16 protein-coding genes are annotated in these 14726 nt (G+C 74.6%); 11 read left to right on the top strand and 5 right to left on the bottom strand.

Annotated features, from left to right (window positions below; genetic code table 11):
- The first annotated feature begins 213 nt into the window (after nt 1-213).
- Nucleotides 214-792 (top strand): hypothetical protein, encoded by a 579-nt coding sequence (locus NPS70_RS14825; protein ID WP_256524692.1) that lies wholly within the window; start codon nt 214-216, stop codon nt 790-792.
- 215 nt (nt 793-1007) lie between these two features.
- Here NPS70_RS14825 and NPS70_RS14820 read toward each other — a convergent pair whose 3' ends face one another.
- Nucleotides 1008-1913, bottom strand: a complete 906-nt coding sequence (locus tag NPS70_RS14820) for a hypothetical protein (protein ID WP_256524691.1) — start codon at nt 1911-1913, stop codon at nt 1008-1010.
- A 146-nt stretch (nt 1914-2059) separates the two neighbouring features.
- Between NPS70_RS14820 and dapE the strand changes: the two genes are divergently transcribed.
- The gene (gene dapE, locus NPS70_RS14815) at nt 2060-3139 is read left to right on the top strand and encodes a succinyl-diaminopimelate desuccinylase (protein WP_256524690.1); all 1080 of its coding nucleotides are present in this window, start codon (nt 2060-2062) and stop codon (nt 3137-3139) included.
- 216 nt (nt 3140-3355) lie between these two features.
- Nucleotides 3356-4114: a TIGR00730 family Rossman fold protein gene (locus NPS70_RS14810; RefSeq protein WP_256524689.1), complete on the top strand. Its 759-nt coding sequence runs from the start codon at nt 3356-3358 to the stop codon at nt 4112-4114.
- A gap of 15 nt (nt 4115-4129) precedes the next feature.
- Here NPS70_RS14810 and folP read toward each other — a convergent pair whose 3' ends face one another.
- Complete coding sequence (gene folP, locus NPS70_RS14805) at nt 4130-4990, bottom strand: dihydropteroate synthase (RefSeq protein WP_256524688.1); 861 nt, start codon at nt 4988-4990, stop codon at nt 4130-4132.
- Nucleotides 4991-5135: 145 nt separating this feature from the next.
- Between folP and NPS70_RS14800 the strand changes: the two genes are divergently transcribed.
- Nucleotides 5136-5486, top strand: coding sequence for a DivIVA domain-containing protein (locus tag NPS70_RS14800; protein WP_256524687.1), 351 nt, complete (start codon nt 5136-5138; stop codon nt 5484-5486).
- A complete protein-coding gene (locus NPS70_RS14795; RefSeq protein ID WP_256524686.1) occupies nt 5483-6091 on the top strand; it encodes a DNA-3-methyladenine glycosylase I in 609 nt (202 codons plus the stop codon). The genes NPS70_RS14800 and NPS70_RS14795 overlap by 4 nt, the downstream gene beginning before the upstream one ends.
- Before the next feature lie 112 nt (nt 6092-6203).
- On the opposite strand, the gene NPS70_RS14790 is transcribed toward NPS70_RS14795, so the two are convergent.
- Complete coding sequence (locus NPS70_RS14790) at nt 6204-7004, bottom strand: enoyl-CoA hydratase/isomerase family protein (protein WP_256524685.1); 801 nt, start codon at nt 7002-7004, stop codon at nt 6204-6206.
- Nucleotides 7005-7338: 334 nt separating this feature from the next.
- On the opposite strand from NPS70_RS14790, the gene NPS70_RS14785 reads away from it, so the two are divergent.
- Entirely contained in the window at nt 7339-7506 is a 168-nt protein-coding gene (locus NPS70_RS14785) for a DUF3117 domain-containing protein (RefSeq protein WP_003966491.1), read from the top strand.
- Between the two features lie 79 nt (nt 7507-7585).
- On the opposite strand, the gene NPS70_RS14780 is transcribed toward NPS70_RS14785, so the two are convergent.
- Complete coding sequence (locus NPS70_RS14780; protein ID WP_256524836.1) at nt 7586-8263, bottom strand: O-methyltransferase; 678 nt, start codon at nt 8261-8263, stop codon at nt 7586-7588.
- 145 nt (nt 8264-8408) lie between these two features.
- Between NPS70_RS14780 and sigE the strand changes: the two genes are divergently transcribed.
- From sigE to NPS70_RS14755, 5 genes are all read left to right on the top strand, one after another.
- Entirely contained in the window at nt 8409-9176 is a 768-nt protein-coding gene (sigE, locus tag NPS70_RS14775; protein WP_256524684.1) for an RNA polymerase sigma factor SigE, read from the top strand.
- Complete coding sequence (locus NPS70_RS14770) at nt 9173-10129, top strand: zf-HC2 domain-containing protein (RefSeq protein WP_256524683.1); 957 nt, start codon at nt 9173-9175, stop codon at nt 10127-10129. Before sigE ends, NPS70_RS14770 begins: the two co-directional genes overlap by 4 nt.
- Before the next feature lie 177 nt (nt 10130-10306).
- On the top strand, nt 10307-12031 hold the full coding sequence (locus tag NPS70_RS14765) for a S1C family serine protease (protein ID WP_256524682.1): 1725 nt from the start codon (nt 10307-10309) through the stop codon (nt 12029-12031).
- Nucleotides 12032-12199: 168 nt separating this feature from the next.
- Nucleotides 12200-12661, top strand: coding sequence for a sec-independent translocase (locus tag NPS70_RS14760; protein WP_256524681.1), 462 nt, complete (start codon nt 12200-12202; stop codon nt 12659-12661).
- 116 nt (nt 12662-12777) lie between these two features.
- The gene (locus tag NPS70_RS14755) at nt 12778-13452 is read left to right on the top strand and encodes a hypothetical protein (protein WP_256524680.1); all 675 of its coding nucleotides are present in this window, start codon (nt 12778-12780) and stop codon (nt 13450-13452) included.
- A 106-nt stretch (nt 13453-13558) separates the two neighbouring features.
- Here the strand turns inward: NPS70_RS14755 and NPS70_RS14750 are convergent, their stop codons facing one another.
- Entirely contained in the window at nt 13559-14692 is a 1134-nt protein-coding gene (locus tag NPS70_RS14750) for an Mrp/NBP35 family ATP-binding protein (RefSeq protein ID WP_256524679.1), read from the bottom strand.
- Nucleotides 14693-14726: the final 34 nt, after the last annotated feature.

Genomic DNA, 14726 nt, shown 5'->3' with positions numbered 1-14726 from the left:
CGCGCGCCGGTCCACCGGCGACGGCGGGGCGGCCCCCGGCGGAGCGCATCGGCCCGTGGTCGATCTGCGGTGGGCATCGGGGCCGCTGTCGGGCAGTGACGGCGGATGGCGGGTTTCCCGGATCGGGCCCGGCCGGTGTGCAACCTTCCGGGTGCCGCGGGGTGTCCCATCTGACAGCGGAGTCCGTGACCACACGCGATCAAAGGGGAAATGATGCGGCGTTTCGGAGCGGCAATGGCGGTGTTCGTGCTTGCGGGTGGCACGTTGGGGGCGGCGGCGGGTACCGCGGGCGCGGCCCCGGCGGAGGGGTCGCGGGCGACGGCGGCCGTCTGTCCCACGGGCTGGGGCAGCGGCGTCAAGGGCGGTGCCCCCCAGGGGGCCGATCACCTGGAGGACATCCGGACCGGACAGCACGAGTGCTTCGACCGCATCGTCTTCGACGTGCCCGGCGGTGGTGACCGGATCGGTTACCACGTCCAGTACGTGGACCGGTTCCACGCGGGGCCCTCGGGCGAGTACATTCCGGTCGCCGGCGGGGCGATCCTCGACGTCCGCGTCGGCGCGTGGAGCTACGACCTGGAGGCCGGCGTGCCGACCTACCCGGGCGAAGCCGGTGAGCCCTTGCCCGGCGTGGACGTCAGCGGGTACAGCACCTTCCGGGACACCCGGTTCGGCAGCACCTTCGAGGGCGAGACGCAGGTCGGTCTCGGTGTGCGGGCCCGACTGCCCTTCCGCGTGTTCCAGTTGGACGACAGGGTCGTGGTCGACGTGGCCCACAGCTGGACGAGCTAGCGTGCGCGTCGGGTCGTGATCGCTCTGCGGGACGCGCCTTCGCGGCGCGGTTCCGACACGACCCGGGGCTGTCCGGCCGTTGCGCGCGGCGTCGGATGCGGTGCGTCCGGCAGACGGAGGAGCCTCCGCCTGCCGGACGCGTCCGGATGCATCCGCCAACGCCGCGGGGTGCCGCAACCGCCGTCGGACGCCCGCCGGGAGTCGCGGGGCAGTGCCTAGTGGGCGACGCGTATCCGGACGCTGCCGCCGTCGTCCCCGCGGGCCGACCGCTGCGCGCGCCAGCCCTCCACCGCCCGGTCGGAGCTCCACACGCGGCCCGCGTAGGAGACCTCGGCGACCCGCAGCGCGTCGGAGCGCGCCACGGCCCAGTGCGCCAGCTCCCAGCCCCGCCGGTCGCCCCCGTCCGGGTCCTCCCGGTCCACCGGCACGGAGAGGACCGCGGAGCCCGGGGCCCCGGCCGCCGGGGCGGACGGCGGCAGCAGACCGGGGCCGAACGCCCGGGTCAGCTCCTCCTGCACGGCCGAGGCGTCGCCCGCCCGGCCGTCCGGGCGCACCGAGCAGCTGAGCGCCGCCGAGGCGCCGCCGGTGAGCGCTGCGGACAGCAGGGTCGCGTCCGGCTCGTGCTTCGCGTAGGCCTGCGGGAAGCCGCTGCGCTGGACCCGCTGCGCGGCCACCGTCAGCGGCAGCCGCGAGTAGCCCGGCACCTCGGCGAGGTGGTCGTAGAAGATCCCGGCCGAGTAGACCGGGTCGAGGATCTGCTCCGGCGTCCCCCAGCCCTGCGAGGGGCGCTGCTGGAACAGGCCGAGGGAGTCGCGGTCGCCGTAGGTGATGTTCCGCAGCGCCGACTCCTGCAGGGCGGTCGCCAGCGCGATGGTGACCGCGCGCTGCGGCATGCCGCGGGTGGTGCCCACCGCGGCGATGGTGGCCGCGTTGTCGGCCTGCTCGGCGGACAGCCGGTACGCCGCTCCGCCCTTCTCGGAGGCCCGGACGACGCACCCGGGCGGGCCGCCGCCGGTGACGTACCGCACGGTGACGTAGCCGGCCAGCGCCAGCAGCACGAGGAGCGCGGCGGCGAACCGCCGCAGGCGGCCGCGCCGGACGGGGGAGGCGGTCTCGGACACGAGGCACACGGTACTGGAGCCCCGCCGCGGCGCCTCCGGCCGACCTCCCCCGGCGGAGGGCACCCCCGGGACCGCACCGGCCCCCGGTCCCGACGGGGCCGGACCGCGCCCGCCCCGGCCCGGGCCGAGGACATAGGCTCGGGACCATGCCCGACACCACGCTCGACCTCAGCCTCGACGGCCCGGCGCTCACCGCCGCGCTGGTCGACTTCCCCTCGGTCAGCGGCCAGGAGAAGCCCCTCGCCGACGCCATCGAGCAGGCCCTGCGCGCCCTGCCCCACCTCACCGTCGACCGCCACGGCAACAACGTCGTGGCCCGCACCCGCCTCGGCAGGGCGGAGCGCGTGGTGCTCGCCGGGCACATCGACACGGTCCCGATCGCCGACAACGTCCCCTCCCGGCTCGACGGGGACGGGGTGCTGTGGGGCTGCGGCACCAGCGACATGAAGTCGGGCGTGGCCGTGCAGCTGCGCATCGCCGCAACGGTGCCCGAGCCCAACCGCGACCTGACCTTCGTCTTCTACGACAACGAGGAGGTCGCCGCCCACCTCAACGGCCTCGGGCACGTCGCCGAGGCGCACCCCGACTGGCTGGAGGGGGACTTCGCCATCCTGCTGGAGGGCTCGGACGCCGAGGTGGAGGGCGGCTGCCAGGGGACCCTGCGGGTCCATCTGCGCACGGCGGGGGAGCGGTCCCACTCGGCGCGCGGCTGGATGGGCTCCAACGCCATCCACGCGGCCTCCCCCATCCTGGCCCGCCTCGCCTCCTACCGGCCCCGCCGGGTGGAGATCGACGGCCTGGAGTACCGGGAGGGCCTCAACGCGGTGGGCATCGAGGGCGGCGTCGCCACCAACGTCATCCCGGACGCCTGCACGGTCGTGGTGAACTTCCGGTACGCGCCCGACCGCAGCATGGCGGAGGCCGAGGCGCACGTCCGCGAGGTCTTCGCCGACTGCGGGGTGAGCGAGTTCGTGGTCGACGACCACACCGGGGGCGCCCTGCCCGGCCTGTCGCACCCGGCCGCGGCCGCGTTCATGGCCGCCGTGGGCGGCACCGCGCGCCCCAAGTTCGGCTGGACGGACGTCTCGCGCTTCAGCGCGCTGGGCGTCCCGGCCGTCAACTACGGACCCGGGGACCCGCTGTACGCGCACAAGCGGGACGAGCACGTGCGGACCGACCGGATCGTCCACTGCGAGCGGCGGCTGCGGGAGTGGCTCGGCTCCTGAGGCGCGCGGGGGAGCGGGCGGCACGCTCCGGCCCGGGCGGGTGCGCACCGCAGGGCCGCCCGGCCCGCCCGGGGCGCCTCTGCCCGCCCCGGCGGGCGGCGTCCGGGCCGGGGCAACCAAGCCCACCCCCCGTCGATCGCCCTGATTCCGCCATTCGTCACCTGCTCCGACCTACCCTGTCCCGAAGCACATGATGTTCGGCGGAGGGAGCAGGTCATGAGCGGCAACTCCGAGGGGCTGCGCGCGTTGGAGGAGCAGCGACTGGGGCCGGTACTGCGCCGCAGGGGGCAGGTCCAGCCCGGAACGACCGACCAGCGGCTGCTGGACACCGAGGGCGACTCGCAGTGGGTCCACACCGACCCGTGGCGGGTCATGCGGATCCAGTCGGAGTTCGTGGAGGGCTTCGGCGCCCTCGCCGAACTCCCCAGCGCCATCAGCGTCTTCGGCTCGGCCCGCACCAAGCCCGGCACCCCGGAGTACGAGACCGGCGTCGAGCTCGGCCGGGCGCTGGCCGAGGCGGGCTTCGCGGTGATCACCGGCGGCGGGCCGGGCGCCATGGAGGCGGCGAACAAGGGGGCCCGGGAGGCGAAGGGCATCTCGGTGGGGCTCGGTATCGAGCTCCCCTTCGAGCAGGGCATCAACGCCCATGTCGACATCGGCGTGAACTTCCGCTACTTCTTCGTCCGGAAGACGATGTTCGTGAAGTACGCCCAGGGCTTCGTGGTGCTGCCCGGCGGGCTGGGCACGCTGGACGAGCTGTTCGAGGCCCTCACCCTCGTCCAGACCCGCAAGGTCACCCGCTTCCCGATCGTCCTCTTCGGCAGCTCCTACTGGAGCGGGCTGGTCGACTGGCTGCGGGACAGCGTGGTGGCCGGGGGCAAGGCGTCCGAGCACGACCTGACCCTGTTCCACGTCACGGACTCCGTGGAGGAGGCCGTGGCCCTGGTCACCAAGGAGACCGGCCACCAGGCCTGACGCCCTGCCCTGGGCTCAGGCCAGGCCCCTGCGGGCCACCGCCGGCGGGCGGTGGCCCGCGATCGAGGCCACCATGTCCAGCACCTGCCGGGTCTCGGCCACCTCGTGCACCCGGTACACCCGGGCGCCCAGCCAGGCGGAGACCGCCGTGGTGGCCAGCGTGCCGAGGACCCGCTCCTTGACCGGCTTGTCCAGCGTCTCCCCGACGAAGTCCTTGTTCGACAGGGACACCAGCACCGGCCAGCCGGTCGCCGCCATCTCGCCGAGCCTGCGGGTGGCCTCCAGGCTGTGCCGGGTGTTCTTCCCGAAGTCGTGGCCGGGGTCGATCATGATGCCGTCCCGCCGCACGCCGAGGGCCACCGCGCGTTCGGCGAGCCCCACGGTCACCCGCAGGATGTCCGCCATCACGTCCTCGTAGGCGATCCGGTGCGGCCGGGTCCGCGGCTCGGCGCCGCCCGCGTGGGTGCACACCAGGCCGGCGCCGTACCGGGCGGCCACCTCGGCCAGCTTCGGGTCCACCCCGCCCCAGGCGTCGTTGATCACGTCCGCGCCCGCCTCGCACACGGCCTCGCCCACCTCGTGGCGCCAGGTGTCCACACTGATCACCACGTCCGGGTGGCGCCTGCGGACCTCGGCGACGAAGCCGACCGTGCGCCGGGCCTCCTCCTCGGCCGTGACCTCGTCGCCGGGGCCCGCCTTCACCCCGCCGATGTCGATGATGGCCGCGCCCTCGGCCACCGCCTGCTCGACCCGGGCGAGCGCCGGCTCGTCGCGGAAGGTGGCTCCCCCGTCGTAGAAGGAGTCGGGGGTCCGGTTCACGATCGCCATGATCACCGGCTCGTGCGTGGCGAACTCACGCCGTCCCAGCCGCAGCATCCGCAGTTCCTCCTCGGGTCGTCCGCCTGCGACCCTACTGTCACAGTGCCGTGGCACCATCGGCACCGTCAGTCTCCCGTGGCACGATCGGCACGGGACGTCGACACCGGGCCGGGGTCCGGGCTTTTCGGGGAGAGGGTCGCTCGTGTTCTTTTTCTTGCTGATCACCATGGTGGTGGTGGTCGCCGCGGTCACGCTCGCGGTGGTCGGCGGCACCGGCAGCGCCGTGCTGCCGGACGCCGCGCCCGAGCAGCCCGTGGACCCGCTGCCCGCACACCGCCCGGTGGCCCGCGCCGACCTGGACGCCCTGCGCCTGCCGGTGACCCCGCGCGGGTACCGCATGGGCGACGTCGACGACGTGCTGGACCGGCTGGGCGCCGAGCTCTCCGAGCGCGACGCCCGGATCGCCGAACTGGAGTCCGCCCTCGCCGGGGCCCGGGCCACCGCCGTGCGGCCGGACCTCTTCGACGAGCGCGGCGAGGAGGAGGGCCGATGAGCACCGGCGCGCTGCCCGGCCCGGACGGGCGGCTCCGCTGCCCCTGGGGGGTGTCCGCCGAGGACTACACGGCCTACCACGACGAGGAGTGGGGCCGTCCCGTCCACGGCGACGACGCACTCTTCGAGCGCCTGTGCCTGGAGGCCTTCCAGTCGGGGCTGTCGTGGATCACGATCCTGCGCCGCCGGGAGGGGTTCCGGCGCGCCTTCGCCGGGTTCCGCATCGCCGAGGTGGCCCGGTTCACCGAGGCCGACGCCGAGCGGCTGCTCGGCGATCCCGGCATCATCCGCAACCGGGCCAAGATCGAGGCCACCCTGGCCAACGCCCGGGTCCTCGCCGACTGGCCGGCCGGGGAGCTGGACGCCCTGATCTGGTCGCACGCGCCCGCCGCCGAGGGGCGGCCCGCGCCGCGCAGCACGGCCGAGGTGCCCGCCACCACCAACGAGTCGGCGGCCCTCGCCAAGGCGCTGAAGAAGCGCGGGCTGCGCTTCGTCGGACCGACGACGGCCTATGCGCTGATGCAGGCCTGCGGGCTGGTCGACGACCATCTCGCCGACTGCCTGGCCCGCCGCCCGCCCGCCCCCGCGCTCCGGCCCACGGCATAGGGGCGGTGCGCTCCGCACGGCTGCCGGGACGCGGGCCCCGTGCCGCGGCGGCCGCCCCGCCCGGGCGACCGGGGCGCGGCTTCCCCGCCGCACCCCGGTCCGCGGGTTCGCCTCAGCGGCCCACGTAGGCCGGGCGCTCCTTGGCGAGGAAGGCCTTCACGGCGATCGCGTGGTCCTCGGAGGCCCCCGCCCTCGACTGGAGTTCCTCCTCCTTGGCGAGTGACTCGGTCAGCGAGTGCGCCGCCCCGTAGGCCAGGGACTCCTTGAGGGCCGCGTAGGCCAGGGTCGGCCCGGCCGCGAGCGCCCTGGCCGCCTTCTCCGCCTCGGCGTGCAGCTCGGCCGCCGGCACGACCCGGTTGGCGATGCCCCAGTCGTACGCCTCCTGGGCGCCGAAGGAGCGGGGGAAGAGCAGCAGGTCGGCCGCACGGCTCGGCCCGACCAGCCTCGGCAGCGTCCAGGAGACCCCGGAGTCCGCGGTCAGCGCCACCCCGGCGAAGGAAGTGGTGAAGGTGGCGGTCTCCGCGACGATGCGGTGGTCGGCGGCGAGCGCGAATCCCAGGCCCGCCCCGGCGGCGACGCCGTTGACCCCGGCGACCACGGGCTTCGCCATCCCGGCGAGCGCCTCCACGATCGGGTTGTAGTGCTCGCGGACGGTGGTCATCACGTCCCGGGACCCGGTCTCGGCGGCAGCGGCCAGGAGCTCCACGTGCTCCTTGAGGTCCTGCCCGACGCAGAACGCCTTCCCCGTCGCCGTCAGGAGCACCGCTCGCACGGCCTCGTCCGCCGCGGCGGCGCGGGCCGCGTCGCGGAGGGCGACCTTGGCCTCGACGTTCATCGCGTTCATGGCCTCGGGCCGGTTGAGCGTGATCGTCGCGAGTCCGTCGCTCACGTCGTAGAGCACGGCGTCCGCCATGGCGGTGTTCCCCTTTGCGGTGTGACGGCAGTGTCGGGGCCCAGCATGGCGGAGATCACCGCGCCGCGTCCGGTGCGGGGGTGTGACCTGCGTCAAAGTGCCGGAGGCCCGGTGGTGGCACCGCGGCGACCGGGGAGCGCGAAGTATCGCAGGCTGATCGCCGAATTGGGTGGTTTTGCGGGAGCGCGTTGCCCAAGCGATGCGGACTGATGTTGGTCTTTGGGTCCCGCCATGCGGGATAATGGCCTGGAAGCAATGTGTTCGATGCCGGTGACACAGCACCTGTCATGGGGCCGCCGGCTGCGGTGAGCTGGTTTCAGGAAGGGGAACGAGCATGGCGGCCATGAAGCCGCGGACGGGCGACGGCCCGCTCGAGGTGACCAAGGAGGGGCGGGGCATCGTCATGCGCGTTCCGCTCGAAGGCGGCGGTCGGCTTGTCGTCGAGCTGACTCCAGACGAAGCCGACGCACTCGGTGACGCCCTGAAGAAGGTCGTCGGCTGACGCAGCCCGGCTCAAGCGGCCCCGGTACCGAGCGTGCCGGGGCCGCGGTGCGTCCGGGCCCGGTCGTCCGCGCGCCGGGTCAGGGCCTGCGCACGGCGCAGAGCAGCCCGTCGCCCACCGGCAGCAGCGTCGGGAGCAGTTCGGCGCTCTCCCGCACGGCGCGCAGGAGTTCGCGCACCCGCAGCACCTCGACGGGCTGGGCCGCGGAGTCCACCGTGCGGCCGTCCGTGAAGACGCCCTCGAAGCAGACGACGCCGCCCGGCCGGAGCAGGCGCAACGATTCAGCAAGGTACTCCAGCGACTCCGCCCGGTCGCCGTCGCAGAAGACCAGGTCGTATCCGCCGTCCGCCAGGCGGGGCAGGACGTCGAGGGCTCCGCCGGGGATGAAGCGGGCGCGGTTGGCCGCGAACCCCGCGGCCCGGAAGGCCTCCCGGGCGAACTGCTGCCGCTCGGGCTCCAGGTCCACCGTGGTCAGGACGCCGTCCGGCCGCATGCCCTGGAGCAGGTAGATCCCCGAGACACCGGTGCCCGTGCCGATCTCGGCGACCGCCTTGGCCTCGGCGGTGGCGGCCAGCAGACGCAGCGCCGAGCCCGTGCCGGGCGACACCGGGGACAGCCCCGTCTCCCGGGCCCGCTCGCGGGCCCAGTGCAGAGCGTCGTCCTCGGCGAGAAAGGCGTCGGCGAACGCCCAGCTCGTCTGCCGGTTGGCGGTAATGACCCTCTCCTGTCCCCTTGGTTGGCGCGACGCTGACTGTATCCGCTGCGCCCGGGAACCCGCAGATGGGACCAGGCGTTGTGACAGGGCGGGGGAGAGGCCCGGAGGGAGGCGACGGCGGAGGGGCGGAGGGTCCGGCCCAAATCCACGTAAAGATTCTTATCCGGAGCTAACGGGCGAGGTGGCTATGGTAGGGGCTCCGCTGGACACCACCAGATCTGACAGGGGAGGTGCGGCTGCGCCTGCGGATCGGAGAGGCGTACTGAGGCGCCTGCTCGGGTCGGTGGGTGAGCCCGAATCCGTGACCAAGAGCGCTGACCGTTCCATGTCCTCCGAAACCGTGACCACCGCGAGCTTCGCATCGGATGCGGAATCGCAGGTGTGGACCCCTCCCACCTGGGAGGAGATCGTCAGCATGCACAGCGCCCGGGTCTACCGCCTCGCCTACCGGCTCACGGGCAACCAGCACGACGCGGAGGACCTCACCCAGGAGGTCTTCGTCAGGGTCTTCCGCTCCCTGTCGACGTACACCCCGGGCACGTTCGAGGGCTGGCTCCACCGCATCACGACCAACCTCTTCCTGGACATGGTCCGCCGCAAGCAGCGGATCCGCTTCGACGCCCTCGGCGACGACGCGGCCGAGCGCCTGCCCAGCCGTGAGCCGTCCCCGCAGCAGGTGTTCAACGACACCCACTTCGACGCGGACGTCCAGCAGGCACTGGACACCCTCGCCCCGGAGTTCCGCGCCGCCGTGGTCCTCTGCGACATCGAGGGACTGTCCTACGAGGAGATCGCCGCCACCCTCGGCGTCAAGCTCGGCACCGTCCGCAGCAGGATCCACCGTGGGCGCTCGCATCTGCGCAAGGCGCTGCGGCACCGGTCGCCCCAGGCCCGCTCCGAGCGGCGCGGCCCCGCCGTGGCCGCCGGTCTGGCAGGGGAGGGCGGACTGGCGTGAGTGCAACAGGTCCGACCCCCGCGGAGCAGCACCTGGGGGACAGGCTCGCCGCGCTCGTCGACGGCGAGCTGACGCACGACGCACGGGACAGGGTGCTCGCGCACCTGGCCACCTGCCCCCGGTGCAAGGCCGAGGCGGACGCCCAGCGCCGTCTGAAGAACGCCTTCGCCCAGTCCGCGCCGCCCCCGCTCTCCGAGAGCCTGCTCGCCCGGCTCCAGGGGCTGCCCGCCGGTCCCGGTGAGGGCGGCGGCCCCTTCACCGGCCGCCCGGCCGACGGCGACCACGGAGCTCTGAACCGCTCCGCGGGACATACCCCGCACCGGCGCGGGGAGGCCTTCGGGTACGTCCCCGCGGGGTCCCACGCGGCGGCCCTGCCGGGTCGCGCCGAGAGCGGGTTCCGGATACACGACGTGGGCCGCGCCGAGGCTGAGCGCTCGGGCTGGCGAGGCCGGCGCTTCGCCTTCGCCGCCGCCAGCGCCGTGTCCTTCGCCGCGATCGCCTTCGGCGGGGCGGTCCCCCTCGACCTCTCGGCCGAGACCACCCCCCGCGGGAGCGGCGCCGGGAACAAGGTCACCCCGGTGCGCACGGCCGTGCCCTCCGGCACCCCCGGGACGGGCGGCTCCTCCCTGCGCAGCGCCGCGGACACCGAGCGCCGCCGCACCACCGGCCGCACCGACGGCGGCCCGGTCGCGGCGCCCTCACCCGCGGCTCCGCCCGTCGTGCAGGCCCAGTCGGCCCCGTTCCCCCCGCTGTTCCTGAGGAACGGCTACGCGCCGCTGCCACCGCTGGTGCCGCCGGCCGCAGCGGGCTTCCGGCTGTCCTCGGCCACCGGAGCACCACCGGCGCCCACCGTGCCGCCCGCACCGGGAGCACCCGCGGCCACGGCCCCGGCCGTGCCGCCGGTCGCCGCCTCCCAGGCTCCGCCCACCTCGCCCTGGAGGCCCCTGCGCTGACCGCCGCGGCCGCCCGGCCGACCGGGCGTGCCCGGCGGCCGGCCGCCCGTCCGGTCCGCCCCGGGCAGGCGGCGGGAACCGGTCGCAGTGTCCTGCGCACCGAATCGCAAACCTGGTTGAATCCTCGGAGCGTGCCCGGCGGAGGCAGCGCGTTGGCCGGCAGTTTGCGGGGAGAGCATGGACGACGGGAAGCCCACCGGACCGAAGGCGAAGTGGTGGAGCCGCCCCGGTGTGGCCGGGAGGGCCGACACGGCCGGGGCGGACGCCCCGCCCGGAGCCCCCGCGCCCGAGAGCCCGGCACCCGGCGCCGGGCAGCCCGGCGCGGACGCGCCCTTCGCGCCGGAGGCCGCCTCTCCCGAGATCCCGTCCGCGCCGCCCGCCCCTGCTCCCGGACCGCCCCCGGAGCAGCCTCCCGCGCGCGCCGTCCCGCTGCACGACCCCGATCCCTACGGCACCCCGCCGTACGGCGGCCCGGGGCCCTGGGCGCCCGCGCCGCCGGTCCAGCGCCCGGTGCCCACCCCGGCGCACGGCACTTCCGTCCACACCCCGGCCCCGGCGCAGGGTCCCGCCCCGGGGCCGTACGCCCCGCCGCCCCCCGCGGTGCCGCCCGGCCAGGACGGCCCGGGTGCCGTCCGGGGCCCGCTCCCGCTGCCCGCGCAGCCGCCCGCCGGGCACCCCCACCAGCCCCCGGCGCCGGGCGACCGCCCCCAGCCGCCGGACTCCGTATGGCTCCAGTACGACCCCTGGAGCGCCCCCGACGGGCCCCTGACCTCCTCCGGTGAGCCGGTCCCCCGCCGACGCCGCCGCGGCGGGCTCCTCGCCGGGGCCCTGGCCGTCGCGCTGGTCGCGGGCGGTGCCGGAGGCGCGATCGGCGCCTACGTCGAACGCAACGGCGGCTTCACCCGGCTGGAGCTCCCGCAGGCGGACGCCGAGAACCGCGACCGCGCCCCCGACAGCGTCGCGGGGATCGCCGCCAGCGCCCTCCCCAGCGTCGTCACCCTGCACGTCAGCGGCAGCGGGGAGCAGGGCACCGGGACCGGCTTCGTCCTCGACCGGCGGGGGCACATCCTGACCAACAACCACGTCGTCGACCCCGCGGGCGAGTCGGGCGACATCACGGTGACCTTCAGCGGAGGGGAGACGGCCGAGGCGACCCTCGTCGGCAAGGACAGCGGCTACGACCTGGCCGTGGTCAGGGTCACCGGCGTCTCCGGCCTCAAGCCGCTGCCGCTGGGCAACTCCGACGACGTCCGGGTCGGCGACCCCGTGGTGGCCATCGGGGCCCCCTTCGACCTCCAGAACACCGTCACCTCGGGCATCATCAGCGCCAAGGAGCGGCCGATCACCGCCGGGGGCGAGAGGGGCGACGGGAGCGACGTCAGCTACGTCGACGCCCTCCAGACGGACGCCCCGATAAACCCCGGCAACTCCGGCGGCCCCCTGGTCGACGCGCAGGCCCGGGTCATCGGCATCAACAGCGCCATCCGGGCAGCCGACACCGGAGGAGCCGACGGAGGCCAGGCGGGCTCCATCGGCCTGGGCTTCGCCATCCCGATCAACCAGGGCAAGCGGGTCGCCGAGGAGCTGATCAACACCGGCAAGGCCACCCACCCGGTGATCGGCGTCAGCCTCGACATGAAGTTCCCGGGGGACGGCGCCCGCGTCGGCGACAAGGGCCGCGACGGCGCTCCGTCGGTCACCCCCGGCGGTCCCGCGGCGACCGCGGGCGTCAGGCCCGGCGACGTGATCACCCGGGTCGACGGCCAGCGGGTGCACAGCGGTGAGGAGCTCATCGTGAAGATCCGCGCCCACCGTCCCGGCGACCGGCTGGAGCTGACCCTCACCCGCGCCGGCCGGCAGCGGACCGTGGAACTGACACTGGGCTCGGCCGACGGCTCCTGAGCACCTCCCCGCCTCACCCGGGCGCCCGGGTGGCGCACCCCGGCGGTGGCCGGGGACCACCTGCCGGTCACCGGGGAGGTACCGGCACGACGGACACGACAGGTACCGTGGACGGGGTCCGGATCCCCTCGGGCCCCAGGGGCCGCGGAGAACACGAGGAGCTGCAGGGTGTTCAACGACATAGGCGGACTGGAGCTGGTGGCTCTGGTCGTCCTCGCCGTGCTCATCTTCGGCCCCGACAAGCTGCCGAAGGTGATCCAGGACGCCGCGCGCTTCATCCGCAAGATCCGCGCGTTCTCCGAGAGCGCCAAGCACGACATCCGCAGCGAACTCGGCCCGGAGTTCAAGGACTTCGAGTTCGAGGACCTCAACCCGAAGACGTATCTGCGCAAGCAGCTCGCGGAGAACGAGGACCTCAAGGAGCTCAAGGAGCTCCGCGGCAGCTTCGACCTCAAGAAGGAGATCAACGAGGTCGCGGACGCGGTCAACGGCAAGGAGCCGTCCGACGCGCCCGGGCAGGCCGTGCCGGCCGCCGTGAACGGCTCGCCCGCCGGGGGCCCGGACCTGCTGAAGAAGCGCGACACACCCGCCCGCGACGAGCGGCCGCCCTTCGACTCCGACGCCACCTGAGCGGTCAATGCGCTGAGGCCGCCCCCGGGTGGCTATTCTCTCCATCTGTCCGTCAGTGTGCCGCACGCCCGTGGGCGGGGGCCGCTGAAGGTGCGGAGATCTCAGGAGGCGGCCGGATGACGGCGCACAGTACGACCGGTGTCGCACCGGTCCCGGGCGGCGACCCGGGAACCGAGGGAGGCGCGGCGGCGGCAGCGGCACGGCGCACGGCGGACGGGTTCCGGAGCGCCGCCTTCCCCTGGTACGGCCTGGACGGTGCCTTCACCGGCCCGCGCAGGCTGATGCAGGTGGGCACCGCGGCCGACGGCACCGTCCAGCACGGGGCGATCAACCACGGCGACGAGCCCTCGATACGGAACGAGGCGACCGGCGCGGAGAAGGAGCGGTTCGCCGTGGTCGTGACCGTCGCGGCCAGCCCCCTGCGGCGCAGCGGCGACGGCACGGGCGTCCTGGAGGCCACCTCGGTCTCCACCGCGGCCTGGCTGGCGGGGTCGGGGCTGCTCGCCCACACCTGGCCCCCGCAGCTGGACCACGCGCTGCGCGACGACTGGCTCGACCAGCAGACCGAGACGGCGTTCGCGCTCGCCGACGACCTGTCCGGCGAGGAGTGGTCGGCGCTGGCGCTTCCCGTGGACGGCGTGCCCACCCCCTTCCACTACCGCGAGTCCGAGTTCGGCTGGGTGCTGGCGGGGACGGCCGGCAACGGCTGCCACATCGGGGCCTACGGGCGGGGGATGAGCGCCTACGGGCTCGCCTTCACCGCGATCGAGGACCTGGCGCCCTACCTCTGACAGCGCCCGCCCGCCGCCCGGAGCCGGGCGTGCAGGGGCCCCTGCGGCCGTCGACGGCCGCAGGGGCCCCTGCACGCTGCCGCGCACGAACGCGCGGTTCCGGGTCTCAGAACTTGTTGCGCGGCGTGATGCCCAGGCTCATCCCCGACAGGCCCCGCTGCCGTCCGCCGAGCTTCCCGGCGATCGCCCGCAGCGCGGACCCGGCCGGGGAGTCCGGGTCGGTCAGCACCACCGGCTTGCCCTCGTCGCCGCCCTCGCGCAGCCGGACGTCGATCGGGATGGCGCCGAGCACCGGCACGGTGGCGCCGGTGGTCCTCGTCAGCCCCTCCGCCACCTTCTCCCCGCCCCCGGTCCCGAAGACGTCGACCATCTCGTCGCAGTGCGGGCAGGGCAGCCCGGACATGTTCTCCACGACCCCGACGATCTTCTGGTGGGTCTGCACCGCGATGGACCCGGCGCGCTCGGCCACCTCGGCGGCCGCCTGCTGCGGCGTCGTCACGACCAGGATCTCCGCGTTGGGCACCAGCTGGGCCACCGAGATGGCGATGTCGCCGGTGCCCGGAGGGAGGTCGAGCAGCAGGACGTCCAGGTCGCCCCAGTAGACGTCCGCGAGGAACTGCTGGAGGGCGCGGTGCAGCATGGGCCCCCGCCACACCACCGGGGCGTTGCCCGGGGTGAACATGCCGATCGAGATGACCTTCACGCCGTTCGCCGAGGGCGGCATGATCATGTTCTCGACCTGGGTGGGCCGGCCGTCGGCCCCCAGCATGCGCGGCACGCTGTGGCCGTAGATGTCGGCGTCCACGACCCCGACCTTCAGCCCGTCGGCGGCCATGGCGGCCGCGAGGTTCACGGTCACGGAGGACTTGCCGACGCCGCCCTTGCCGGAGGCCACCGCGTAGACCCGGGTGAGGGAGCCCGGCTTGGCGAAGGGCACCTCGCGCTCCGCGGTCGTGCCGCGCAGCGAGGCGGCCAGCTCCTTGCGCTGCTCGTCGCTCATCACGTCGAGGGAGACGTCGACGCGCGCGACGCCGTCGACGCGGGCCACCGCCTCCGTCACGTTCCGGGTGATCGTCTCCCGCATCGGGCAGCCCGAGACGGTGAGGTACACCGTGACGGCGACCGTGCCGTCGTCCCCGATGTCGACCGATTTCACCATGCCCAGTTCGGTGATCGGTCGGTTGATCTCGGGGTCGTTCACCGTCGCCAGTGCCTCGAGCACCGCGTCTTCCGTAGCCATACCGACGATGGTACGGCGCTGGAGGACGCCTCCG

Origin of the sequence: Streptomyces sp. C10-9-1, from assembly GCF_024497955.1 — a bacterium.
Classification (GTDB): Bacteria; Actinomycetota; Actinomycetes; order Streptomycetales; family Streptomycetaceae; genus Streptomyces; species Streptomyces sanyensis.
Note: the sequence above shows the minus strand (reverse complement) of the source record. Positions and strands in the feature narration are given on the sequence as shown.